This window comes from Pedobacter jejuensis, from assembly GCF_003725795.1.
In the GTDB taxonomy this organism is placed as follows: domain Bacteria; phylum Bacteroidota; class Bacteroidia; order Sphingobacteriales; family Sphingobacteriaceae; genus Pedobacter; species Pedobacter jejuensis.
This window is the reverse complement of sequence record NZ_RBEE01000014.1, coordinates 99,953-123,500: the sequence shown is the minus strand read 5'-3', so window position 1 is coordinate 123,500 and position 23,548 is coordinate 99,953. Positions and strand designations below refer to the sequence as shown.

Sequence of the window (23,548 nt, the reverse complement as noted above, 5' to 3'; positions counted from 1 at the left end):
TACCATGACTCAAATAGGACAACCAATTAGTCGCCTGGAAGGCAAATTAAAAGTTACTGGCGCTGCGAAGTATTCTGGTGAATACAAAGTACCCAACCTTTTATACGGTTATGTGGTAAGTAGCGCAATAACCAAAGGTAAAATTATAAAAATACACACTGAATCTGCTGAAAAAATAAAGGGTGTTGTAAAGATATTTACTCATTTGAACAGGCCTGGTAAGGCTTGGTTTGATATGCAATATGCCGATATGGACGCTCCACCCGGAGCTTCGTTCCGTCCGTTGCACAATGATGAAATAAAATTTAACGGACAACCTATCGCTTTGGTTGTTGCTGAAACATTTGAGGCAGCCAGAGAGGGTGCTTCAATGATAAAGGTAGATTACCAGGAAACGAAATTTCAGACAGATTTGCATTCAAACCTAGCTGCTGCGAGAGATGCAAAAAAAGGAATGGCCACATTGCTTAAGCCACCTCCGCCAAAACCAACTGGTGATTTTGAAAAAGCTTATGCAGAATCGGATTTCAAAGCCTCAGGTGAATTTATTCATAGTACTGAACACCATAATCCAATGGAACTTTTCACTACGACTACGCTTTATGACGGTAAAGGAAAGTTAACAATTTACGACAAAACACAAGGGACGATAAATTGTCAACTATATGTAGGTAATGTTTTTGGTTTGCATTTTAAAAATGTGAGGGTAGTATCTCCATTTGTCGGTGGAGCTTTTGGCTCTGGCTTAAGGCCCCAATATCAATTGTTTCTTTCAGTAATGGCAGCATTGGATTTAAAGCGGCATGTTAGGGTTACATTGGATAGAAGCCAGATGTTTTCATTTGGTCATCGTCCCCAAACCATTCAGCACACCCGGTTTGGTGCAACTCAGGAGGGCAAAATTACGGCTCTTAATCACACTTCCGTGGCGGAAACTTCTCAATTTGAGGATTATACGGAAAATGTAACAAATTGGTCATCAATGATGTATCCTGCCGATAATACACTTTTTGAACAAAAGTTAGTATCCTTAGATGTAAATAGTCCCATGGATATGCGTGCACCAGGCGGCTCTACCGGACTCCATGCCATTGAAGCGACCATGGACGAAATTTCTTACAAGCTTAATATCGATCCGCTCGAACTTCGTTTGATCAATTACAGCACCTTTAATAACGCAGAAAAGAAACCTTATTCCAGCAAAGAGTTGAAGGCCTGCTACTTACAGGGTGCCGAAAAATTTGGATGGTATAAGCGCAGCCCTCAACCCCGCAGTATGAGTAGGGGTCAGAAATTGGTAGGTTACGGTATGGCCACAGGTATATGGGATGCCATGCAATTGCCTGCAAGGGCAGAAGCCATCATCACCAAAGATGGAAAATTGCATGTTAAAAGCGCTGTAACTGATATTGGTGTAGGTACGCTTACCGTGATGACACAAATAGCTGCTGATGAATTTGGTTTGAATATGGAAGATGTATTATTTTTTTATGGCGACAGTAAGCTGCCATTTGCTCCAATTCAAGGAGGTTCTTTTACTACAGCCACTGTTGGTACAGCAATAGTATTTGCAAGTAAAGCGCTCAAAAAGAAACTGCTTAAAATAGCAAAGACTAGTAATGAAGCTTTTAAAAAAGCTGAAATTGAAGAAGTGACTTTTAAGAATGGTATGATGATTTATAAAGACTGCAGCATTTCATTTTTGGAAATTATAAATACAAATAAAGATAAGCCAATTCGTACAACCAATTTTGGTTATCCTCATGCTTTAAAGTTGAGGAAATATGCCAGGGCGGTTCACAGTGCATCATTTGTTGAAGTTGAGGTGGATCAAGAGCTTGGAACAATTAAAGTAACCAGGGCATTAACTGCTGTTGCTGCGGGTCGTATCATCAATCCTAAAACTGCTCGCAGTCAGGTGTTGGGCGGAATGGTCTGGAGTATTTCCAAGGCACTAATGGAAGAAACCATTATGGATGCTCAGCTGGGCAAATACATCAATCAGAGCTTCGCAGAATATCATATCCCGGTACATGCAGATATTAATGAACTTGATGTTCTTTTTGTTCAAGAGGATGATAAAATTATCAACGAATTGGGAATTAAAGGAGTTGGAGAAGTCGGGCTGGTTGCGATGCCTCCAGCTATTGCCAATGCAATTTACCATGCAACCGGTAAAAGAATTAATCGGTTTCCAATCCATTTTGATGAACTAATGGAAAGCTAAATCATTCTATGACAAGCATTTGTTGGATTGATAACTTACTTAAATACTAGGTAAGCTATGATTAAATAAATCATGTAAGTTATATTTGACAATTTAATGATTGTCAATTTAATAATTGGTTATACATTTGCTTAACGGTGTTAGATTATTTATCACCTTATATTCCACATCATGGGAAGCAAAGAAAGAATTTTACGACTAAAAGAAGAAACCAGAACCAGTATTCTGGATGCGGCCTTGAACATTGTTCAAACGGAGGGTTGGCAGGCTTTGAGTATGCGTAAAATTGCCGACCAGATTGAATACACCGCTCCAATTATTTACGAATATTTTTCTAACAAAGAAGGTATTTTGCTGGAGCTAACCAGAAGAGGTTATCAGATTTTAGGGAAAGATATTAGAGAGGCGAGGGATAGTCATGAGTTGCCCGAAGACCAAATGCAAGCCATGTGGGTTGCGTATTGGAATTTCGCCTTTTCGCACAAAGAGTTTTACCAACTGATGTACGGCGTGGATATGGTTTGTTGTACCGTGAAAAGTGCAATGCCCGAGGCGGAAAATGTAAGTAACATGCTTGGCGAAGTAATCGAATCGCTATTTAAAAAGAAACCTGTATCCGAAAACGATATTTGCACAAAATACTACACGTACTGGTCTATCATTCACGGCTTAATTTCCATTAACTTGGTTCGCCCGAATGGCAGAACAACAGATGAACTAAACCAACAAATTTTAAAAGATGCTATAAAAGGCATCACACTTTCCATTAATAGTTAAATTTTTTTACCCTGTAATTTAACACTGTTAGATTATTTATTCACCATAAATCCACTATAATTTTTATAATATGAATGCTATCCATCGTCTGTTTATTTTACTTAACACCGTTAAATCATTTAATAAAGTTAAGTCAATGTTAATTTTGTCTACGCTAGCTATTGTTTTAGCTAGTTGTAAATCGGCACCCGACCAATCGGCTGCTGCACCACCGCCACCCATTTTACCGGTAAGTTTGGTGAGCGAAAGTTCGCAAACTACGTATATTGATTACCCGGCCGCCATTCAAGGTGCTGTTGATATTGATGTTCGTCCTCAGGTTAGTGGCTATTTACAAAGTGTTCTAGTTAATGAAGGCGCTTACGTAACTGCCGGGCAAACACTATTTAAAATCAATGAAAATCCTTATCGTGAGGCCCTAAATAATGCGAAAGCTAGTCTGCATGCAGCCGAAGCTGCGATTTTAAATGCCCAATTGGAGGTCGACAAATTAACACCATTGGTACAAAATAAAGTGGTATCAGAGTTTCAGTTAAAAACTGCAAAAACTGCTTACAAAATTGCCCAGGCAAATGCAGAGCAAGCAAGGGCAGGTGTCGCTTCAGCTAAAATCAACTTAGGCTATACCAATGTGAAGGCTACGGTAAGCGGCTATATTGGTCGTATCCCTAAAAAACAGGGTAGTTTGGTTTCGCCAACCGACCAGATTGCACTAACCCAATTATCTGATATTCATGAGGTTCATGTTTATTTCGCTCTGGCCGAGAATGATTTCAACAGCTTTAATGTGAACTATCCGGGTAAATCTCCGGCGGATAGAATTAAACATTTGCCGTCAGTAGAATTGCTTTTATCAGATAATACTACTTATCCCATCAAAGGAAAAATCGATATGATTGATGGTCAGTTCGATAAAAATACTGGCGCTATTACTCTGAGAGCCACTTTTTCAAATTCAAGTGGAACATTACGTTCTGGAAATACAGGTAAGGTTAGATTGGGTTTGCAACATAATGATGCGATTTTGATTCCACAGGCGGCAACTGTAGAAATGCAGGATAAAGTTTTCGTTTTCGCGGTAAGCAAAGATAACAAAGTAAGCAAAATGCCGATTACGGTTATCGGAAAAAGCGGTGCCAATTATCTGGTAAAAGATGGTGTTAAATCTGGCGACCAAATCGTGCTGAGCGGTTTAGACCGCTTGCAGGAAGGACAAGTGATTCAACCAGAAAAGGGAACGGATAAGGCAGCAAGATTAAAACTGAAAGACTAAAGCTTAAAGCGCATAGTGATTAAATAAATAATAAAAAAATGTTCAAGATATTTATACAAAGGCCGGTATTGGCAACCGTAATTTCCATTTTATTGGTGATTTTGGGTGTACTTGGCCTTACAAAATTGCCTTTACAACAGTTTCCTGATATTGCACCACCATCGGTTTTGGTGACAGCAGTTTATCCAGGAGCAAATGCCGAAACAGTTTTACGTTCGGTAGCACCATCGCTAGAAGAATCTATAAATGGTGTAGAAAACATGACTTATATGAGTTCAACAGCCAGTAATGATGGCTCTTTGGCGATTACAGTTTTCTTTAAACTAGGTACCAATGCAGACCAAGCTGCGGTAAATGTTCAAAACCGGGTAGCGCAAGCAACCAGTCAGCTGCCTGCAGAAGTGGTGCAGCAAGGTGTTACCACCGCGAAACAGCAAAACAGTTTCATCATGGCGATTGGTTTGTACACAGAAGACGAGGACAAATATGACCAAACTTTTGTGGCTAATTATGCGCAAATCAACATCATTCCTGAAATAAAACGTATTCCGGGTGTAGGTTCTGCTGCAATTTTTGGAGGTGTTAAAGATTATTCGATGCGTGTTTGGTTAAATCCAACACAAATGACAACCTATAAAGTTACCCCGAACGAGGTGATGAAAGCCATTCAGGATAAAAGTTTGGAGGCTGCACCAGGTAAATTTGGCGAGAAAAGTAAAGAAGTTTTCGAATATGTAATTAAATACAAAGGTAAACTAACCAAGCCCGAAGAGTATGAAAATATAGCTATACGTGCCAATGCCGATGGTTCTATTTTGCACCTGAAAGATGTTGCGAGAGTAGAATTGGGTGCTTATTCTTACAACAGCATTACCCGCTTAAACGGTAAAAAAGGAATCGTAATTGGTATCATTCAGTTGGCTGGTTCCAACTCGAACGATATCCAGGTGGCGATTAATAAACTGATGGAAAAATCAGAAAAAACCTTTCCTGCCGGAATAAAGAAGAATATTTTTTACAGCACAAAAGTTTCCCTAGACCAATCGATTGAGCAGGTAGAACACACTCTGGTAGAGGCTTTTATCTTGGTTTTCATCGTTGTATTTATCTTTCTACAAGATTTTAGGTCGACGTTAATTCCTGCTATTGCCGTTCCGGTTGCCATTTTGGGTACGTTTTTCTTTATGCAATTGTTCGGTTTCTCGATAAACTTACTGACTTTATTCGCTTTAATCCTGGCCATTGGTATTGTGGTAGATGATGCGATTGTCGTCGTTGAGGCGGTGCATGCAAAGATGGAACACAAAGGTTTAGGTCCGAAAGCCGCAACCCACGAGGCGATGCACGAAATTACCGGAGCAATTATATCCATTACTTTGGTTATGGCTGCGGTTTTTTTACCTGTTGGTTTTATGGAAGGTTCTACAGGTGTTTTCTACCGACAGTTTGCCTTTACCATGGCCATCGCAATTGTAATTTCTGCGGTAAATGCGTTGACTTTGAGTCCTGCTTTGGCTGCCTTATTTTTAAAAGATAACCATTCTGCACATGCTGAGCATTCTGCTGTAAAACCGAATTTTAAACAGCGTTTCTTCAACGGATTTAACCATAGTTTTAATTCCCTAACCAATCGTTATGTGGGAGGTTTGAAATTTTTAGTCCGCAACAAATGGCTAAGTTTAGGTGGTTTGGCGTTAATCACTTTGGTTACCGTTTTCATGGTTAAAACCACACCAGCGGGTTTTATTCCAACAGAAGACCAGGGATTTATTGCCATTGCAGTAAACACTCCATCAGGAACTTCTTTGGATGGAACACAAAAAGTGATGACTCAGGCAGAAGAGGTTTTGAGTAAATTGGATGCCTCGAGAGATGTAACTGCGGTATCAGGATTTAATCTGTTAACCAATTCAACCAGTCCATCGTCGGCTGTAGTTTTCGTGCTGCTTAAACCTAATGAAGACCGTGGAAAGGTGAAAAACATCGAGGAGATTATGAACCAGGTTCGTGGAAAACTTGGCGCCATTTCTGGTGGAAGTTTCTTCGTATTCAGTTTCCCAACTGTTCCGGGTTTTAGTAACGTAGAAGCTTTGGATATGGTTCTGCAAGATAAAACAGGCGGTAAGCTGGATAAATTCAGCGGAATCTCTCAACAATTTATTGGCGAGTTAATGAAACGCCCGGAAATTGCTGTGGCCTTTACCAGCTTTAAAGCCGATTATCCGCAATTGCAATTGGATATCAATGATGAAAAAGCCGACCAATTGGGTGTGAATGTGAAAGATATTTTGCAAACCATGCAAACCTATTTTGGTAGCGCACAGGCATCGGATTTCAACCGTTTTGGTAAATATTATCGTGTGGTTGTTCAAGCTGATGTGCAGGATAGGGCAGACCCATCATCTATCGACCGTGTGTTTGTAAAAAGTAACCGTGGTGAAATGGTTCCAATGAATACTTTAGTGAAACTAACCCGGATTTATGGTTCGGAAACAGCATCGAGGTATAACTTATTTAATTCCATTTCCATCAATGCGATACCAAAACCAGGTTTTAGTTCTGGTGATGCCATTAAAGCGATTGAAGAAGTTGCAGAGAAGCAATTACCAGCAGGTTATAGCTATGAATTTTCTGGTCAAACCCGAGAAGAAATCTCATCGGGAGGGCAATCAACGGTAATATTTATGTTGTGTTTGGTATTTATTTACTTCCTCCTTTCTGCTCAATATGAAAGTTATATTTTGCCTTTAGCGGTAATTTTATCCATTCCTGCCGGAATATTTGGTGTGTTTGTAGCCATCGGTTTAACGGGAATTGAGAACAATATTTATGTTCAGGTGGCCTTAATTATGCTCATTGGTTTGCTGGCTAAAAACGCCATTCTGATTGTAGAATTTGCGGTTCAAAGGCGAAGAGGCGGACAACCATTGGTTGCATCAGCTTTAGAAGCGGCAAAATCAAGATTGCGACCAATTATCATGACATCGCTTGCTTTCATTGTTGGTTTAATCCCGATGATGGGCGCCACAGGTCCATCGGCTCAAGGTAATCATTCGATAAGTATTGGTGCTGCCGGAGGTATGATATCAGGTGTAATTTTAGGTTTGTTTATCATTCCGGTACTCTTTATCATCTTCCAATCTATTCAAGAAAAAATTTCAAAAAAATCACAAAAGGTTGTTGCTCATCATGAGGAAGAACCTGTAAATCACGTTGTTTATGAAACGGTTTAATATCATTACCATCCTGCTCCTTGCAATTATCTGGAGCGGATGTTCGATTTCTAAAGATTTATCTCTGCCTAATGTTGCGCCAGGATTATTTAGAAATACACTGCAAAAAGATTCTTCGAGCGTTGGCGATTTGCCTCTAAAAAGCTTTATCAACGACCTTACCGTGCAAAATTTAATTGATACGGCTTTGCTGAAGAATTACGATATGCAGATTGCACTAAAAAATATTGATGCTGCTGAAGTATTATTTAAACAATCAAAATTGGGCTATTTACCAGAATTGAAATTGCAGGTGGCGGCGAGTTCAAGTCGCCCATCTGATAACAGTTTAAATGGATTAAGCCTGAACCAATTTACGGGTTCAACGCACATTGAAGATTACAGTGCTAATTTGGGTGTGTTTTGGGAGGCTGATATCTGGGGGAAAATTCGCAATCAAAAAGCTGGCGCTTTAGCCAGTTTTTTGCAAACTGAAGAGGCTCGGAAGGCGGTTCAAACCCGTTTAGTTGCCAACGTTGCGCAAGGTTATTATAATTTGTTGATGCTTGATGCACAACTGGAAATCGCAAAAAAGAACTTAAAACTGAATGATAGTACCTTAAGAATTATCAATTTACAGTTTGATGCCGGACAGCTTACTTCTTTGGCAATTCAACAAGCGGAAGCACAACAGTTAAATGCTGCACAGTTAATTCCGCGTTTAGAACAAAATGTAACCTTGCAAGAAAATGCTTTAAGCGTTTTAATCGGCACGCTGCCACAGGCCATCAATCGTTCGAGCCGCTTGGATAAAATAACCTTACCACAGGATTTGAATGCTGGTTTTCCATCGGCTTTGCTAAGTCGCAGACCGGATATTAAATCAGCGGAATTGGCTTTAAATGTAGCCAATGCAAGAGTTGGCGTAGCCAAAGCAAGTTTATATCCATCGTTGGTTATTACAGCAAGTGGCGGTGTAAATTCATTCAAAGCGAGCAATTGGTTCAGTATGCCCGCATCTTTATTCGGTATGGTTTCGGGCGGTATCACACAACCAATTTTTCAACGTGGTCAGTTAAAATCTAATTTAGAGTTGGCAAAAATCGATAGAGAGAAAACGGTAATTCAGTTTCGCCAATCGGTAATTAATGCAGTAGGAGAGGTTTCGGATGAATTGACTAAAGTTGAAAAGCTGAAAACGCAATACAGCATTGCTGAAAAAAGAGCGCAAACCTTACAACAAGCGTCTAAAAATGCCAGCTTATTATTTAAAAGTGGCATGGCGAATTATTTAGAAGTGATTACAGCACAAGGAAATTTATTGCAAAGCGAATTGGAATTAACTACGATTAAAACAGAACAGCTGAATGCGGTTGTGGGCTTGTATAGGTCGTTGGGTGGTGGATGGAATTAGAAAGGTTTCAGGCTGCCGTCCTTTCGACCGTAGCGGAGAAATCGTTTTAATGTGGTATTTTTTGTCCTGGCCGGGTGGGCTTTTTTCTTTTGACCGCAAAAGAAACAAAACTCCCGGCTGAAAATTTTTCTTTTTAAGTCGGTGTTTTGGCTTGGCTAGTGCATCCCGAAAAATTTGTTAGGCCGGATTAGAGTAGAACGGAGGTGGAGTGGTAAGGCTTAGTGGAGTGGAAGTTTAGGACTTGTAGGTTTTCTTCATGCTGAATTCATTTCAGCATCTTTATTACTATTAAAGTAGTATAGATTTTTAATTGGGTATTTTTTTGTTCTGGCCGGACGGGCTTTTTTCTTTTTCTTGATAAAAAGACCAGCGGAGCTAGCTTGAACACCAAAAGCAAATAGACAATGGTGAAAAAACAAAAATCAAGGCTTGGAACTGATGTTGAATAAGCCACTCGAAACTTTAACGGCAACAGCGGTAAGTCCGATGAAGAATCGGACTTACCGCTGTTTTGGTTATTTGGGTAATGAATGTTTGTGCACAAGTTTCAACTGCTTATTCTGCCATCATTTCCTAGGCCGGATAGCGTGGTGGAAATAGCAAGGTTTTAATGCGGCCGTAATGCGATTATTCAAAATATGGTTTTTAAAGGCAAAACTACTTGGATTTTGGTTAAAAGCACAACCCCTACTTTCCCTCTCTTCAAGGAGAGGGATGTGCAACAAGTAGAAAAACCACTGCCATTAACAGGGTGAGGTTTAAGACGCCAAATTTAATCCTTTTCTCAATTACATTTTCCTTTCTAATATATTCCCTTCACTATAAAATTACATATAGGCTCTCCTTTATTCTGCCATCATTTCCTAGGCCGGATAGCATGGTGGAAATAGCAACGTTTTTTGATGCGGCTGATATTTCGACAGTAGCGGAGAAATCTTTTTAATTTATCATAGTGTAATCATGCTGTTTTGAGCCATGCATTTAAATATCGGAAACATATTATTATATAGAACTTATCAAAACATTTTTGAGTTTTTAACTATTACCTCTTAAAAAGTGTTTAATAATGGCGAAAAAATTTAAAAACAAAGTTGCTTTAATAACTGGTAGCAGCCAAGGAATAGGGGCAGCCTGTGCACTGCGGCTGGCAAAAGATGGTGCGGATGTTATTCTAAACGGGCATAAGTTTGATGAGCGTGGCGAAAAACTCATCAGGCAAATCAAAGCGATGGGTAGAAAAGTAAGCTTTCTGGAAGCAGACATTAGCAGTGTTGCCGAAGTTGTGAAGCTTATAAAAGATGCTATAAAAATTTTTGGAAAACTAGATATACTCATCAATAATGCAGGACTAGAAACAAAATCGGATTTCTTGAGTGTAAGTGAAAAGGATTATGATAAAGTTATGGATACCAACCTTAAAGGCGTTTTTTTTGCTACCCAGACTTTCGCTAAATATTGTAAATCAAAAAAACGTGCAGGAGTGGTTGTTAACATGAGTTCAGTTCACGAGGAAATCGTTTTTCCTAACTTTGCCGCTTACTGCGTAAGTAAAGGCGGACTTAAAATGTTAACGAGAAACTTAGCTTCCGAGCTTGCGCCATTACGAATCAGAATTAATAATGTTGCTCCGGGTGCAGTATCCACTCCAATAAACCAGGATTTGCTGAATAATAAAAAGCAGCTTAAAAGCGTTCTCGAAAATATTCCTTTAAAGCGGATGGGAAAAGTGGAAGAAGTGGCGGCAGTGGTTGCCTTTTTGGCTTCAGATGAGGCTGCTTATGTAACCGGTTCAACCTATTTCGTCGATGGCGGCTTAACTTATCACTACGAGGAGCAGTAAGCTTTTATTTCTGGATCCCATACAGGTGCGCTGATCAAACCAGATGAGTGATAGCCTATGGAAAGTTTCCAGACTATTTGCTACACTGGAATATTTCAAATTAAAATCAACTGGATTTAAGTGCCTGTTTTCTCAAAAAGCAGAAAATGTTGCAGCGGTAAAAAGGTGCCGTTTTTTACCAGCTTAAAACCATTGGCCCCAAGTTCTTTTTTCGCTTGTTTTACACTCATTTTATGTTCAGGTTTGATGGCTACTGTGGGGTCTTCCTCTTTGTATTCAAGTAAAAGCAGCTGGCCATTGGGTTTAAGTGCTTTCCTTAATGCGGCCAAATAGGCCGCAGGGTACTGTAATTCGTGGTAAACATCTACCATAAATGCCAAATCGATGGAGTTATCCGGTAAATTAGGTGATTTTTCCGTACCCTTGATTACTTCAACATTAGGTAATAGGTCTTCAAGTGTTTTTTTCTTAAGATAGGCAATGGCTTCATCCTGAATCTCAACGGCATAGACTTTTCCTTTTGGAATTCGCTTGGCAACCCGAAAAGTGTAAAATCCTGATCCCGCACCAATATCGGCAACTACACTATTGCTCTTAATCGGTAGGGAAGCTAAAGCTAAAGTGGTGTTTTCTTCCTGTGTTCGGCTGTTGCGTTCTAACCATTCTACTCCTTCAAAACTCATTACGTAGGCAATCTCTCTACCCATATAAACCTTACCAGTACCATTGGCAGAAGGCTTTTTGAAAGTGTAAGTTGATTGTTCTTGGGCAAATGCCGTATGTAGCGATATCAAAAAACCAAAGGGAAGTAAAAGGTGTGATATTTTCATTGCGATATAGTTTACAGGAGGAACGGAATTAGCGCACAAAAGTTTAAAATAGTTGTTTCTAAAAACATTGAATAGAATATTAAGCTAGAAACTTAATACAACAATTATTTGCCTGATATTTCTTTTGGCTTTTTCTTATTCTTTTTTTGCTTTTACTAAGTACATCCAAACTCGGTATGCTTATTTTTTGACTACAATAATCTTATTAAGGAGTGCAGATTGAGATCCATTGGTTAAAGAGACCACGGTGCCATTTTTCCAATACTGCGCAACGTTCGATTGTACGTTTGAATTTCCATCCCTGTAACCTGCTACATAAACATCAGTACCCGAAATTGCTATTGATTGTCCAAAAGCGCTTTCTGGGCCATTAGATAAAATTACGGGTGTTCCGTTTTTCCAGTATTTTGCCGTAATTGCACTATTTAGGCTACTAGCCCCAAAGCCGGCGATGTAAACATCATTTCCCGAAACTGCAATGGAATTTCCTCTAATATCGGGTGTACCATCATTAATAAGAATAGGTGTTTCTGCGTTTTTGCTGTAGCGGGTTTGTGATTGACCTGAACTGTTGTACGTTTCAGACCATGCCATATATACATCACTACCTGATATTGTGATCGCCTGGTCAACGGCTGTTCTAGTTCTATCGGATAAGTCAAATAATTGCCCGTTCTTCCAATAGCAAGTAATTGGGTTAAGCCAGTCCAAATTTCGGCGCTCGCCAATTACGTATACATCATTTCCTGAAACAACAATGCCTGATGCGATGGCCTGCTGTATATTCTCTGTTAAAGTTAAAGGAATTCCGTTTTTCCAGTATTTAGCTTGGTAGGTGGATGTGCCTGATGCAATTTCCTGTCCGGCGATATATATATCGTTTCCCTGAATAAAAATATCATTTGCAAATGCATCCTTTGTTCCATCTGTTAGGGAAGTAGCTGTGCCGTTTTTCCAATATTTAGCTATATATTTTCCAGATGCATTAATTTCATAACCAACAAGATGAACATCACTTCCAGAAATCACCATAGCCCTTGCATCCGATGAACCGCTTCCACTCCCAAGGTTAACAGAGGTGCCGTTTTTCCAATATTTAGCTATGTTGCCTTCTCTTCCGGCTACATAAATATCAAAGGCAGATGTAGCAGGATCTATAATTTCGTCCTTTTGTCTTTTCTTACATCCTGAAAATAAAAAAATTATTATTGTAAATAGTGATGCGATATATAAATATTTCCTCATAAAATTACTTTCGATTTATGATAAACAGTTGTAAATGGATTTGGTTTTATGATATTTTTTGTTTTGAATGTGTAAGTAAGTATTGTAAACTTAGTTTTTGCTTACGGGTTACCTAACAGATGCGTAGCTCTCGGAATTTGTGTCATTAATTGTGTGCGACAAAAAACATGCAACTAGCGAGATACAATCGAGCGTTAGTTCCTGGTAATCTCCAATTTTACATTTTTAGGTACATTGGCATTAGTTAGATTATTATTTGGAATCACATCTATCAATTTTATAGTATGATTTATATCGCCTAATTTAAATTTTGCATTATCGCTAATGCCTGCAGTTTTGCAATCGAAACCGATGCAAAGGCTTATATTTTTGGTTTGTAATCCAGATTTAACAGTTAGTAAAACAACTGCTTTTCCGGCTATCGTACAGAAGGCATTAATTGGACAACGACTATCTTCAATTGCAGTAATGGTAAATGTAGCTGAACCAACATTCCGGGGCGTATTAATGGTAAAATCTTGAGTTTCTGTAACGGCATCGATACCAGATTTTTTCTTACAGCCTGATGTTATAACAAGTAATGCGATACATAAAAAGTAAAAGTTTTTCATTTGGAGTTTTTCTTTCTTAAACGTTTAATTCGCGAAAAACGCTACACCTAAATATTTCTATTTAGATCATCTATTAAATTAATTTATTTAAACTATATAGAAGATTGATAGCCCGCAATTAACATTTCGATTATGCAAAAAAAAGAATGCATTAGATTCTAAAATCTTAATAATCGAATTATTATTAACCACCATATTTCTTTGAGTTAGGTGCTTAGGGTTAAATAGTATGTTGTGTATTGGGTTACATCATTTCTCATAATGTTCACTTCAGACAGGGCCTATGTTAATAGATTTATATACATTTATAATACCTGTGTTAGCGTAAGATAGAAGATAGGCTTGCCACATTATCCGGAGTTTTAGGTTTGATGCTGGTCGTGGATGTCGACCAATTTTATGCTTATAAAGATATTTGGCAAAATAACATCAAGGAATCGTACATATAAATTTCACAACATAATTTCAGTAGGTATGAAAATCATTAATTTTAGGTTAATAATTATGTTTTTATGCTGTTTGTATGGCCTTAAAGCTTACAGCCAGCAAATAGATACTGCCAAAGAAAATATGGCGATAAAGCTGCTTATAGAAAATTATGAACAAGCCTGGAATCGACATGATGCCAAAGGGTTGGCAGATAACTATACCTTGGACGCCACCTGGGTAAACTGGTTTGGTGCCTATTATAAAGGTAGAGCTGATATCCAATTCCATTATCAGCAGGTTCATAGTACGTACTTTAAAAACACTCGATACTATACCCGCTCCATAGAAGATATTACCTATCCGCAATCCGATTTCGCAATCGCTCATGTGCGAACCGGTTTGGATGGAGATGAAAGGTTTCCAGGTCAAACTTTTGAATTCCGCAGGCTGATCTTACTTGTAAAGCGTGATGGATTATGGAAAATCCTGGCCGGTCAAAATGCCAAGCTGGAAAAAAATATAAAATAATGTCCATAATATTCTCTTCATCCCCCTTGCTCAAAAATTCGCCGAAGAAAGCAGGTCGTTCACACTTTTTTATTTTTGCTTTATAGCTAAAAAGTCCTGCTTAAACATATTCCCCATAGTTATAAGGAACGCCTACCAGTAAGATTTCTACTTTTTGAAGATATATTTTGATTTGTATGAAGATACTAAGAAATAGTAGATACTTCATTTGTGGATGTATTTGATTGTTTTGTTTTCTGTTATATAGCCTGCAGGAGAATACTTAGGTATGACAATGGTTTTTCAAGATTGGATTTCCTTATAAAGTAAAGGTCTATTTCTGCAAACAGTGGTTACGCGAATTTCTTTAATACCACTATTTTTTATCTGCATCCCGGAGTTTTAAATTTACTCGCCAATTTCAGAAATCTAGGAATTTTTGCCAGCAAAACCAAACCAGTTTTTTAACTACAGAATGAAAATGTTTTTAAGAAAGCACTTTAAACGATTATTAGCTAGTTAATTTCTTATTTTCCAATAATTCTTTTCTCTATTTGTATTCAGTCTAAATAAAAATCATATATTTGCGCTGTAAAAAAAATGCCACATGGTTCGGACCCATGTGGCTAACCGGAAAATCCAGTTCACCTTTAATCGCTATTAAAAGTCATGCAAATTAAGAAAATTTTGCTAACGGCAATGCTATGTGCCAATGTAATTTTCACTTATGCCCAAAATCTCAGTTCCATACTTTCTGGAACAGTAAAAACAACTACAGGAGAGATTCTTCCGGGCGCTACCATTAAAATTTCCAAAACTGCTTATGGCTCGGTAAGTGATGCCAGTGGAACATTTCGAATCGTAAACATCACACCTGGAAAGTATAGTATAGTTATTAGTGCAATAGGATTCGCCACGCAAAAAAGAGAAATAACTTTAACTACAGGGAACGAAACAAAAATAAGCTTTTTGATAGCAGAGCATGCAGCCCAGATGGAAACCGTAAATGTTGTCGGTCGTACGAAAGCGCAGGAAGTGAACAGGCAGGCCTTTAATGTAACCGCAATTGATGCCGCAAAATTGTACAATACCACATTGGATATTTCCGGGGCACTTGACCGCGTAGCTGGGGTTAGGGTTCGTGAAACCGGTGGGGTTGGATCAAGTTTCAATGTATCCCTTAATGGGTTTTCAGGAAATCATATTAAATATTTTATCGATGGCATCCCAATGGATAACTTCGGATCATCCTTCCAGATCAACAACATCCCAATTAATCTCGCCGAACGTGTAGAAGTTTACAAGGGTGTGGTGCCCATGTGGTTGGGTTCTGATGCTTTGGGTGGTGCGGTAAATATTGTAACGGGTAATAAAAACAGAAACTATGTTGATGCTTCCTATTCCTTCGGCAGTTTCAATACACACCGTTCTGTGATTAATGCTGCAGCCACTTCAAAAAGCGGCTTTACCGTTCAGTTAAATGCTTTTCAAAATTATTCTGATAACAATTATAAAACAGAACTGCCACAGCGCTTACTTGCTAATGTGCAGGGAACTACCGCAACCTCTTTGAGGCGGTTTAATGATACCTATCATAATGAAACATTAATTGCTAATGTAGGTGTAGTGGGTAAATCATTTGCCGATAATTTACTCTTGGGTATTACGCTGGGTAAAAATTACAAAGAAATCCAGACTGGTGCCCGTCCGGATGCTGTTTTTGGACAGCTGCACAGACGAGGAACGATCATCATGCCATCTCTAAAATACAAGAAAACCAACTTGCTCAAAGGATTGGATGTTACCTTAAACGCTAATTATAACCTAGGTTATGAAAAGACTATCGACACAGCTTATGCTGATTATGACTGGGACGGTATTCGCGATCCTAAAGCTACAATGGGCGAACGTGAGGGGGGACAGCTTTCAAAGTTTTCGAACAATAATGGTTTGGCAACAGCAATGGTCAGTTATCAATTAGCAGAACACCATTCTGTAGCGGTCAACAATGTGTTTTCTACCTTCAACCGGAAAACCGATAATATCCTGTTTCCTGCCAACAATGCGCTTGACCCTGCAAAAAAGGTAAATAAAAATGTGCTTGGATTTGGGTATAGCTATGACGTAGATAATAAGTGGAGTACCAATCTTTTTGGAAAATACATTTACCAGAACAATATCATTGGAAGTAGAAATATCGCATCTTCTACCAGCAAGTTAGGATATGGTTTGGCCCTTGCTTATTTTATCAATCCAAATCTGCAGGTGAGATCTTCTTACGAGCTGACCAACAGGATGCCGGAAGCGACAGAAATATTTGGTGATTTAGAGAATCAGGAAGCCAACCCGGCATTGAAACCAGAAAGAAGTGATAATCTGAATCTGGGTGTGGTGTATAACTTTCAAATCAATGAAATTAATCGCTTTTCGGTTACGGCAAATGGCGTATACCGCTACTCTGCAGATTTTATTTATAACCGCTTTAATAATAACCAAACCAAAACAATCGCAGATAATAGAGAAGGCGTAAGAACACTTGGTGCAGACGCAGACATCAGATATTCTTATAAAAACTGGTTGTCGGCAGGTACCACAATTACATATCAATTCTTGCAAAATCTTCAGCAGTTTGAGCCAGGTTATAATGGCGTTAGTCCGGTCTATCTGGATCAGATGCCAAATATTCCGTATCTGTTTGGGAATGCTGATGTAAGCGCTTCGTTCAGGGATGTTGGTAAAAAAGGGAACAATCTAACAATCGGCTATAATTTACTGTATGTGCATGCTTTCTGGCTGTACTGGCCAAGCCTAGGCGGAAGAAGTACAACAGATGATAAAAAGGTGATTCCGATGCAACTTGCCCATGATTTTAATTTCGTGTATAGCATGAAAAATGGTCGTTATAACATCTCTCTGGAAGCTAAAAATATAACCAACAAGCCATTGTTCGACAACTTTAGCCTGCAAAAACCTGGTCGCGGTTTTTACTTGAATCTTCGATACTTCATTAATAAAACAAAATAGTCTTCATAAAACATCAATAAAAATTAATATGAAATCAACAATTACTAAGGCGCTAGTTGCGCTGGCACTAACAGCAGCATTCAGCTCATGTAAAAAAAATGTTGGAGAACCCGTTGCTGAAAATCCCGGAAATTATGTTCTTGCGGTAACACCGGTAGCTTCAACTGGCGTAGCCGACTATCTTTTAACGGCTGCAAATTTGGATCAGGGTACTGTCTCCATCGTAGGCAATGGTGTAGAACAAGATGGTACATACCGGTATTATGTTACTTTAGGAAATAAATTTTTTAGTATGCTTTACGGTCAGGGTAACCCTGGTGCAGTAACGGTTTATGATATTAAATCTGGTAAATTAAATAAGCTAAACGACTTTACAGCGGCAACTGTACAGGCATTTGCACCAGTAAACAAAGATATATTAATGGTTAGAGTACCCAGAGCGTTTGCTGCAACCGGTGCAACACTAGCCAACTGGTACATCGTTAATTCGGAAACCAATGCGCAAACGGCTGAGGGTACCCTTGATGCAGTAGCGCCATCAGGAAATGGGGAAATTGCGCACTTCAGCTGGATTAAACAAGTAGGTAATAAAGTATATGCACCTTTCTTTTCTATCACTGGTCGTACTTTTGAAACAGACTATCCAAATCAGGCCGGTATTGCAGTTTACACTTATCCGTCTATGCAGTATGAAAAAACGATAAAAGATACCAGAACCAGTTTTATTGGCAGGTATTTTACTGATGGACTTGAAGTAGTGGAAAATGGTGATGTTTATGCTTTCTCATCTTCTGTAGCTGTGAAAGGTGGTGTGCTCACCTCAACCAAGCCTTCATCCATTACAAGGATCAAATCTGGAACGTCAGAATTTGATTTGTCTTATTTGATGGATGTTGAAGCTGCATCAGGAAATAACGTAATCACCAACTGGCTATATGTAGGTCAAAATAAATTTGTGGCGAACATGGAGCCTAAGGCAACTCGTGGAGCTTATACTGCCGGAAAAAGATTAGCGATTGTAGATGTTGTTAACAAAACGGTAAGCCCGGTAAGTGGTTTTCCTGAGGCGGCTAACATTGCGAGTATGACACATACCAATTATTCTCCAAGAGATGGTAAAACGGGTTATATCGGTGTTAACTTAACGGATGGAACAACATGGGTTTATAAAGTGGATGCATCTAATAATACGGCCACAAGAGGCTTAAAAGTAGAAGGCGGGTTGATAACAGCCATTCAACGTGTAAATTAATTAGAGAATAAATACAGCAATCATTTGTGGAAAGTTTCGACAAATGATTGCTGACCTTGATCATACATTTAACATCTTTTGGTATTCGCTATAGATTGACTGATTTTCTTCACCCGCCTTTCCATTAAAAAGAATTATTGATCCTGCATTCGTGCAAACTGATCCCAATTTTTATGATAACCACTACGTTTTTATTGCTGTTGATTTCTTTTGAATGCTGGTACCTCACATCCGGGCAAATAAAGTTGACGCATCCACCGGTTTATATACAGCATATCGTTGCCAATGCTTTGCTCTTTCGCATTTCCGGGGCTGTTTTATTCCTAATTGCAACCGCATCATTTATATTTAACCTTGGCCTCGCTAGCGGTATAGCCTCAGTAATCTTTGGTTTGATGGCTGCAGGAAGTTTAATTGTAGTGCTTCAGCCCTTTCAGTATTTAAGGATAAAAGTAGTTGCGGTGCTGTATTTCTCTATTTTACTATTAGAAATTTTCATATAATTTATGCCGGCAAACAAAAAGCATCTCACCAAATCGCCGTGGCTACGGTTAGCCAAAATTTTGGTAGGCACGATAGGCGGCTACACCGTTATGTTCTCCTTTCATTTACTAATCTGCAAAATTCTCCCACAGAAGGAAGTGGTAGTGACTTCTTTCATCACGGGTTACATCCTCTGGGCCATACTTTTACTAATGGCTTTTCTGGTCAAAAATATTGGGAAGGTTTTCGCAATTTATCTTCTACTTACATTGGTTTTTTCAGCTATATATACTTTCGTTTAAAATGGATAATAGAAAATACAACATATACTTCCATACCCATACCATAAGTGGAATTATCATATGTGCCCTTTTATATGTGATATTTTTTGCAGGTTCTTTTTCCTTTTTTAAGGAGGAGCTAAGTGCATGGCAGAAAAATACATCTTATGTTAAAGCCCGCAAAACCATTTCAAGAGATTTTGATTACGTGATTGATTCGCTAGGTAAAAAAAATAACTTAAAAGGAAGAGATTTCGATTTTTTTATCCAGCGCAATGATATCGGTGCTTACGTATCTGTAACGGCATCGAACGACACCACGCTGAAAAAGAAAGTTAAACCCCAAGCAGCAGGTGAAACTAAAAAACGTCGCGGGCGGGGCAGAGGTGGCGATGATGATTCTATGTACTTCATCTATAATTTCTCGCAGCAAAAGGCTGGTGATTATCAGGAAGCCTATGATATGGGGGAATTTTTATACCGATTACATTTTCTTGCCCAGCTCAACGCGGTTCCCATCCGTTTGGGTGCACCATTCGGTTACTTACTGGCAGGCATTGTTTCGTTTATTTTCGTTTTTGCACTCATTACTGGGCTTATGCTGCATTGGGAAAAAATCTCTTCCAATTTCTTTACCTTCAGGCCATGGGCAAAGTGGAAAACGCTTTGGACCGATTTGCATACCGCAATCGGGGTGATAGGATTTCCTTTTCAGCTTGTTTTTGCGGTAACCGGGGTGGTGCTTATTGCCAATACTTTTTTGATAGCTCCTTATACAAAATATTTATATAAGGGTGATAGTGCCGCATTATACCATGATTTGGAATACAGTGATACCACAAAATATGCTTACTCCTACAACCCCCTAAAAACCACATTTGGTTTGAACGAACTTATCGTCAAAACAAACAAGAAATGGCCAAATAGCCGGATTAGTAATGTTACCATTAAAAATTATGGTGATGAGAACATGCACGTCATCTTAACTGCAAAACCTCATGCTACCGAAAGCTTTTCCGGAACAGGAAAAATGGTTTACCGCGTTCGCGATCACAAAATTATCAAAGAAATATCTCCTGAAAAAGGGTCAACTTATATTGATAAGGTGAAAAGTTTGATTTATCATTTGCATTTCGGCGATTTTGGTGGAAAACCACTACGGGTTATATTTTTTGTGTTGGGTATTATGGGTTGCCTGGTGATAATTTCTGGCATACTTATTTGGCTTGTTGCCAGGGATAAAAAGAATGTACCGCACCACAAGCGAGTGTTTAACTTTTGGACAGCCAACATATTTCTGGCTTCTTGCTTAAGTATGTTGCCCGTTACGGCTTTAACAATGATAGGCTTGCTGTTTATAGACAAGCCTAATCAAGCGGATATTTATCACATCTATTTTTATTCATGGTTGGTATTATCAATCTATTTTATTGCCAGAAAGAATTTGACGATTACCAATCACCAAACTTTAGTGCTTTCCGGAATTTTATGTTTCCTATTGCCTTTGACTGATGGATTAAAACGTAACAATTGGTTTTGGAATACTTTCAGCGATGGTAGATTTGATATCTTGTTCATAGATGTATTATTTTTAATCTTATCAATACTGTCATTTATTATCTTGGTAAAAATGAGGCAGCATAATAATCTAAAAAAATCAATATCATCATAAGGCATCTTTGTTCTGGAAACTCCACATAGCTTGACTAAACCCTGAGTTCGATTATTAATTATCGTTCACGTCATTAATAAGCTGCTTTTATTTATTAACGTCACCCTAAATTTATTTCATGGTCTTTTTTGCAGGAAAGATGCTGAAATAAATTCAGCAAGACGTGTCGTGCAAGCAATACGGCATTAAAACTGCAAATTCTTTGAGTTTAATAATCGAACTCGAGTTAAAAAGAGATATTGTAGAAAACTCAATCAATTCATCCTCGTTGTAGCAATTTTTAAGTATTATCAGCTCATTAATTTCGCCAAAATAGGTTCAGCTGACTGCGGTTTTATCCGAAATAGCCTGTATCGCTGATTAGTTTCGTAAATGCTGCTAATTACAATTTTCTAATTGTCAGTTGTTTTTAAAATCGATTGAAGAACTTCGGGTTTTCCGTCTATCTGCTCCTGATATGTTAAGCCTAGAATGTTGGCAACGAGTGGATAAATGTTTACATTTTCAAATGAAGGAATTTCAAGGTTATTTTTAAATGCAGGTCCCCAGGCAATAAAAGTTGCATGCATATCCTTAACAATGCTAGGGTCAAAGCCATGATATCCTGCGCCCGGCTTTCTGCTGGAAAAAACTTTTGGCCAGGTGGGGATAAGCAATATATCTCCAATTCTATTCATCCGGTCATCACTGGCACCGTAATGAAAATGTTCTGGCATTTCACTTTTCAGATAAGCTTTATAATCCTTTTCTTCCCGTTTTAGTTGTTCGTATAAAGAATTTATATCTGCTTTATTTTTAGCATGAATATCCATCATCGTTCCAGAAGAGGCAATGATATACTTTGCTGTATCTATTGCTTTTGGTGTCGCTATGGGGTTTTCTCTATCAACTGCTGTCATACCATGATCGGAAACGAAAATGTAATTGACTGGCAGTTTTGTAGATTGAACCACTTTTGTTAATTCAAAAATGATGCTGTCCACTTCCTTTACTGCATGTTCGGCTTGCTCGGAGTTTGGTCCAAAGCTATGACCGGCATGATCTGGCTCCGAAAGATAAAAAGTAATCAGGTGTGGTCTTTTCTCCTCCGGCATCATTAACCACTCTTTTACTTTGGCAATGCGCTGAGCAACCGGGATTTTTTCATTGTAATCATAATAGTAACTCGGATGAAGACCTTTTATTTCCGCTTCCGAACCAACCCAGAACATACTGGCTGCAATCATTTGCTGCTGTTCTGCAAGCACCCATAATGGCGTTCCTCCATACCATTTCCCATCTTTAACTTTGTTTTTAGCACTCATTGAATACCTTTCATTTATTTTTTCATCTAAAAAGCTGTTGTTAACAAGGCCGTGATGTGAAGGATATAAGCCGGTAACCAGGCTATAGTGATTTGGAAAGGTAACAGAAGGAAAAGATGGAATCATCGAAGCCGCTTTAACTCCATTTCTACCCATATCCAGTAAATGGTTTGCTTGATATTTCTTTGCATAATCCCAACGAAAGCCATCTGCAGATATAAGAATTACGTATGGTTTTTTCTGTTGTTCAAGTGAGTTTTTTCTTTGTGAGGTATGTTGTGCTGTGTCCGATTGCGCACTTGCCGTTAATGTGCCAACAAGCATCCATAGAAAAATAAAGCCTGTGGTTTGTAATTTAAATTTTATCATTATTCGGTTACTTGTATATTTCGTTTAGAACTGCTGCTAATCTTAAACCTGCTTGTGCGAGTCTTTTCTTTATTATCTCTGAGTGTTGAGGGTAATAATCATAATCAAATTCAGGGTTTTGGGCAGCTTCAGCGTAAAGCTGTGCAGTAATTTGATAAGATTCAAAAGCCCATTTCGACAGTTCATCTTTTTGCCAATTTCGGGTTTTTTTTTTATTGATGATATCGCAATCTGTTGCAAGCTCATTATAGCTCATGCCAGCATAATCAATCAATCCGCTATCCCAAAGTCCGTGCAGGTTTCCTTCTTTACGCATGAGTTTAATTTTAATTCCATTACCCCCAGAATCTTCAGAATGTCCGGTGTGCATGGGTTGATGGATATCGCCAACCAAATGGACCAGAAATTTAAGCGCAAATATCTTATCCTGCTTGGGTTTTGATGGATCCTTCAAATCTGCAATACAATTGATAATTGCTTTATAAATATTTGGTTTATCCATGGTTTTTAGTTGCATGGTAAAATCTTCGTAGCTTAATCCTTCAGGAAGATTTACATAATGCCACGGTGCAGTGTATGCAAATTGTTTATAAGATCTGATTTCATCAGGATAGGTACTAACCATGGCCAGGTTTTCACTTCCTAAAAGGTCTTTTACAGCCGCACTTGCCCTTTTGCTTAAATGATTTTGGGCAATTTTACCAATAGCACGGTGACCAACTACGCCCCATGACATCAATAGAACGGCAAATGAAAGGCTTAGAACAGGGATAATAATTTTTTTTAACATCGTTGAGA

At 38.6% G+C, this 23,548-nt stretch carries 16 protein-coding genes; 11 read left to right on the top strand and 5 right to left on the bottom strand.

Translation table 11 applies throughout. The features are described from left to right. Positions 1-4: 4 nt before the first annotated feature. The 6 genes from D7004_RS10210 (at position 5) to D7004_RS10185 (ending at position 10,743) form a co-directional block, all read left to right on the top strand. Positions 5-2,227 carry a xanthine dehydrogenase family protein molybdopterin-binding subunit gene (locus tag D7004_RS10210; protein ID WP_208646820.1) on the top strand — a complete coding sequence of 741 codons (2,223 nt, stop codon included), beginning with the start codon at positions 5-7 and terminating at the stop codon, positions 2,225-2,227. Between the two features lie 171 nt (positions 2,228-2,398). After that, positions 2,399-3,004 (top strand): TetR/AcrR family transcriptional regulator, encoded by a 606-nt coding sequence (locus D7004_RS10205; RefSeq protein ID WP_123205766.1) that lies wholly within the window; start codon positions 2,399-2,401, stop codon positions 3,002-3,004. 136 nt (positions 3,005-3,140) lie between these two features. Then, complete coding sequence (locus D7004_RS10200) at positions 3,141-4,277, top strand: efflux RND transporter periplasmic adaptor subunit (protein WP_407946539.1); 1,137 nt, start codon at positions 3,141-3,143, stop codon at positions 4,275-4,277. A gap of 38 nt (positions 4,278-4,315) precedes the next feature. Continuing rightward, positions 4,316-7,510 carry an efflux RND transporter permease subunit gene (locus D7004_RS10195; RefSeq protein ID WP_123205764.1) on the top strand — a complete coding sequence of 1,065 codons (3,195 nt, stop codon included), beginning with the start codon at positions 4,316-4,318 and terminating at the stop codon, positions 7,508-7,510. Continuing rightward, complete coding sequence (locus D7004_RS10190) at positions 7,497-8,903, top strand: TolC family protein (protein ID WP_123205763.1); 1,407 nt, start codon at positions 7,497-7,499, stop codon at positions 8,901-8,903. The genes D7004_RS10195 and D7004_RS10190 overlap by 14 nt, the downstream gene beginning before the upstream one ends. A gap of 1,066 nt (positions 8,904-9,969) precedes the next feature. Further along, complete coding sequence (locus D7004_RS10185) at positions 9,970-10,743, top strand: SDR family NAD(P)-dependent oxidoreductase (RefSeq protein WP_123205762.1); 774 nt, start codon at positions 9,970-9,972, stop codon at positions 10,741-10,743. 116 nt (positions 10,744-10,859) lie between these two features. Here the strand turns inward: D7004_RS10185 and D7004_RS10180 are convergent, their stop codons facing one another. The 3 genes from D7004_RS10180 to D7004_RS10170 all read right to left on the bottom strand — a co-directional run bounded on the left by D7004_RS10180 (position 10,860) and on the right by D7004_RS10170 (position 13,429). Next, positions 10,860-11,573, bottom strand: coding sequence for a class I SAM-dependent methyltransferase (locus D7004_RS10180; RefSeq protein WP_123205761.1), 714 nt, complete (start codon positions 11,571-11,573; stop codon positions 10,860-10,862). Positions 11,574-11,753: 180 nt separating this feature from the next. Continuing rightward, the gene (locus D7004_RS10175; protein WP_123205760.1) at positions 11,754-12,818 is read right to left on the bottom strand and encodes a hypothetical protein; all 1,065 of its coding nucleotides are present in this window, start codon (positions 12,816-12,818) and stop codon (positions 11,754-11,756) included. Between the two features lie 194 nt (positions 12,819-13,012). After that, a complete protein-coding gene (locus D7004_RS10170; protein ID WP_123205759.1) occupies positions 13,013-13,429 on the bottom strand; it encodes a hypothetical protein in 417 nt (138 codons plus the stop codon). Between the two features lie 474 nt (positions 13,430-13,903). On the opposite strand from D7004_RS10170, the gene D7004_RS10165 reads away from it, so the two are divergent. From D7004_RS10165 to D7004_RS10140, 5 genes are all read left to right on the top strand, one after another. Beyond that, entirely contained in the window at positions 13,904-14,386 is a 483-nt protein-coding gene (locus D7004_RS10165) for a YybH family protein (protein WP_167459467.1), read from the top strand. A 648-nt stretch (positions 14,387-15,034) separates the two neighbouring features. Further along, positions 15,035-17,389, top strand: coding sequence for a TonB-dependent receptor (locus tag D7004_RS10160; RefSeq protein ID WP_123205757.1), 2,355 nt, complete (start codon positions 15,035-15,037; stop codon positions 17,387-17,389). Positions 17,390-17,417: 28 nt separating this feature from the next. After that, the gene (locus D7004_RS10155; RefSeq protein WP_123205756.1) at positions 17,418-18,641 is read left to right on the top strand and encodes a DUF4374 domain-containing protein; all 1,224 of its coding nucleotides are present in this window, start codon (positions 17,418-17,420) and stop codon (positions 18,639-18,641) included. Between the two features lie 173 nt (positions 18,642-18,814). Beyond that, a complete protein-coding gene (locus D7004_RS10150; protein ID WP_148042782.1) occupies positions 18,815-19,144 on the top strand; it encodes a hypothetical protein in 330 nt (109 codons plus the stop codon). Between the two features lie 283 nt (positions 19,145-19,427). Beyond that, the gene (locus tag D7004_RS10140; RefSeq protein ID WP_123205753.1) at positions 19,428-21,077 is read left to right on the top strand and encodes a PepSY-associated TM helix domain-containing protein; all 1,650 of its coding nucleotides are present in this window, start codon (positions 19,428-19,430) and stop codon (positions 21,075-21,077) included. Between the two features lie 392 nt (positions 21,078-21,469). Here D7004_RS10140 and D7004_RS10135 read toward each other — a convergent pair whose 3' ends face one another. Both D7004_RS10135 and D7004_RS10130 read right to left on the bottom strand, forming a co-directional pair. Continuing rightward, positions 21,470-22,750, bottom strand: a complete 1,281-nt coding sequence (locus D7004_RS10135) for an alkaline phosphatase family protein (RefSeq protein WP_123205752.1) — start codon at positions 22,748-22,750, stop codon at positions 21,470-21,472. Between the two features lie 7 nt (positions 22,751-22,757). Then, positions 22,758-23,540, bottom strand: coding sequence for a S1/P1 nuclease (locus D7004_RS10130; protein WP_123205751.1), 783 nt, complete (start codon positions 23,538-23,540; stop codon positions 22,758-22,760). Positions 23,541-23,548: the final 8 nt, after the last annotated feature.

Excerpts from the sequence above, each read along its gene's own strand:
- D7004_RS10130 (WP_123205751.1), bottom strand. The coding sequence starts at position 23,540 with ATGTTAAAAAAAATTATTATCCCTGTTCTAAGCCTTTCATTTGCCGTT.
- D7004_RS10160 (WP_123205757.1), top strand. The coding sequence starts at position 15,035 with ATGCAAATTAAGAAAATTTTGCTAACGGCAATGCTATGTGCCAATGTA.
- D7004_RS10195 (WP_123205764.1), top strand. The coding sequence starts at position 4,316 with ATGTTCAAGATATTTATACAAAGGCCGGTATTGGCAACCGTAATTTCC.
- D7004_RS10190 (WP_123205763.1), top strand. The coding sequence starts at position 7,497 with ATGAAACGGTTTAATATCATTACCATCCTGCTCCTTGCAATTATCTGG.
- D7004_RS10200 (WP_407946539.1), top strand. The coding sequence starts at position 3,141 with ATGTTAATTTTGTCTACGCTAGCTATTGTTTTAGCTAGTTGTAAATCG.
- D7004_RS10170 (WP_123205759.1), bottom strand. The coding sequence starts at position 13,429 with ATGAAAAACTTTTACTTTTTATGTATCGCATTACTTGTTATAACATCA.
- D7004_RS10205 (WP_123205766.1), top strand. The coding sequence starts at position 2,399 with ATGGGAAGCAAAGAAAGAATTTTACGACTAAAAGAAGAAACCAGAACC.
- D7004_RS10155 (WP_123205756.1), top strand. The coding sequence starts at position 17,418 with ATGAAATCAACAATTACTAAGGCGCTAGTTGCGCTGGCACTAACAGCA.
- D7004_RS10150 (WP_148042782.1), top strand. The coding sequence starts at position 18,815 with ATGATAACCACTACGTTTTTATTGCTGTTGATTTCTTTTGAATGCTGG.
- D7004_RS10180 (WP_123205761.1), bottom strand. The coding sequence starts at position 11,573 with ATGAAAATATCACACCTTTTACTTCCCTTTGGTTTTTTGATATCGCTA.
- D7004_RS10165 (WP_167459467.1), top strand. The coding sequence starts at position 13,904 with ATGAAAATCATTAATTTTAGGTTAATAATTATGTTTTTATGCTGTTTG.
- D7004_RS10210 (WP_208646820.1), top strand. The coding sequence starts at position 5 with ATGACTCAAATAGGACAACCAATTAGTCGCCTGGAAGGCAAATTAAAA.
- D7004_RS10135 (WP_123205752.1), bottom strand. The coding sequence starts at position 22,750 with ATGATAAAATTTAAATTACAAACCACAGGCTTTATTTTTCTATGGATG.
- D7004_RS10185 (WP_123205762.1), top strand. The coding sequence starts at position 9,970 with ATGGCGAAAAAATTTAAAAACAAAGTTGCTTTAATAACTGGTAGCAGC.
- D7004_RS10140 (WP_123205753.1), top strand. The coding sequence starts at position 19,428 with ATGGATAATAGAAAATACAACATATACTTCCATACCCATACCATAAGT.
- D7004_RS10175 (WP_123205760.1), bottom strand. The coding sequence starts at position 12,818 with ATGAGGAAATATTTATATATCGCATCACTATTTACAATAATAATTTTT.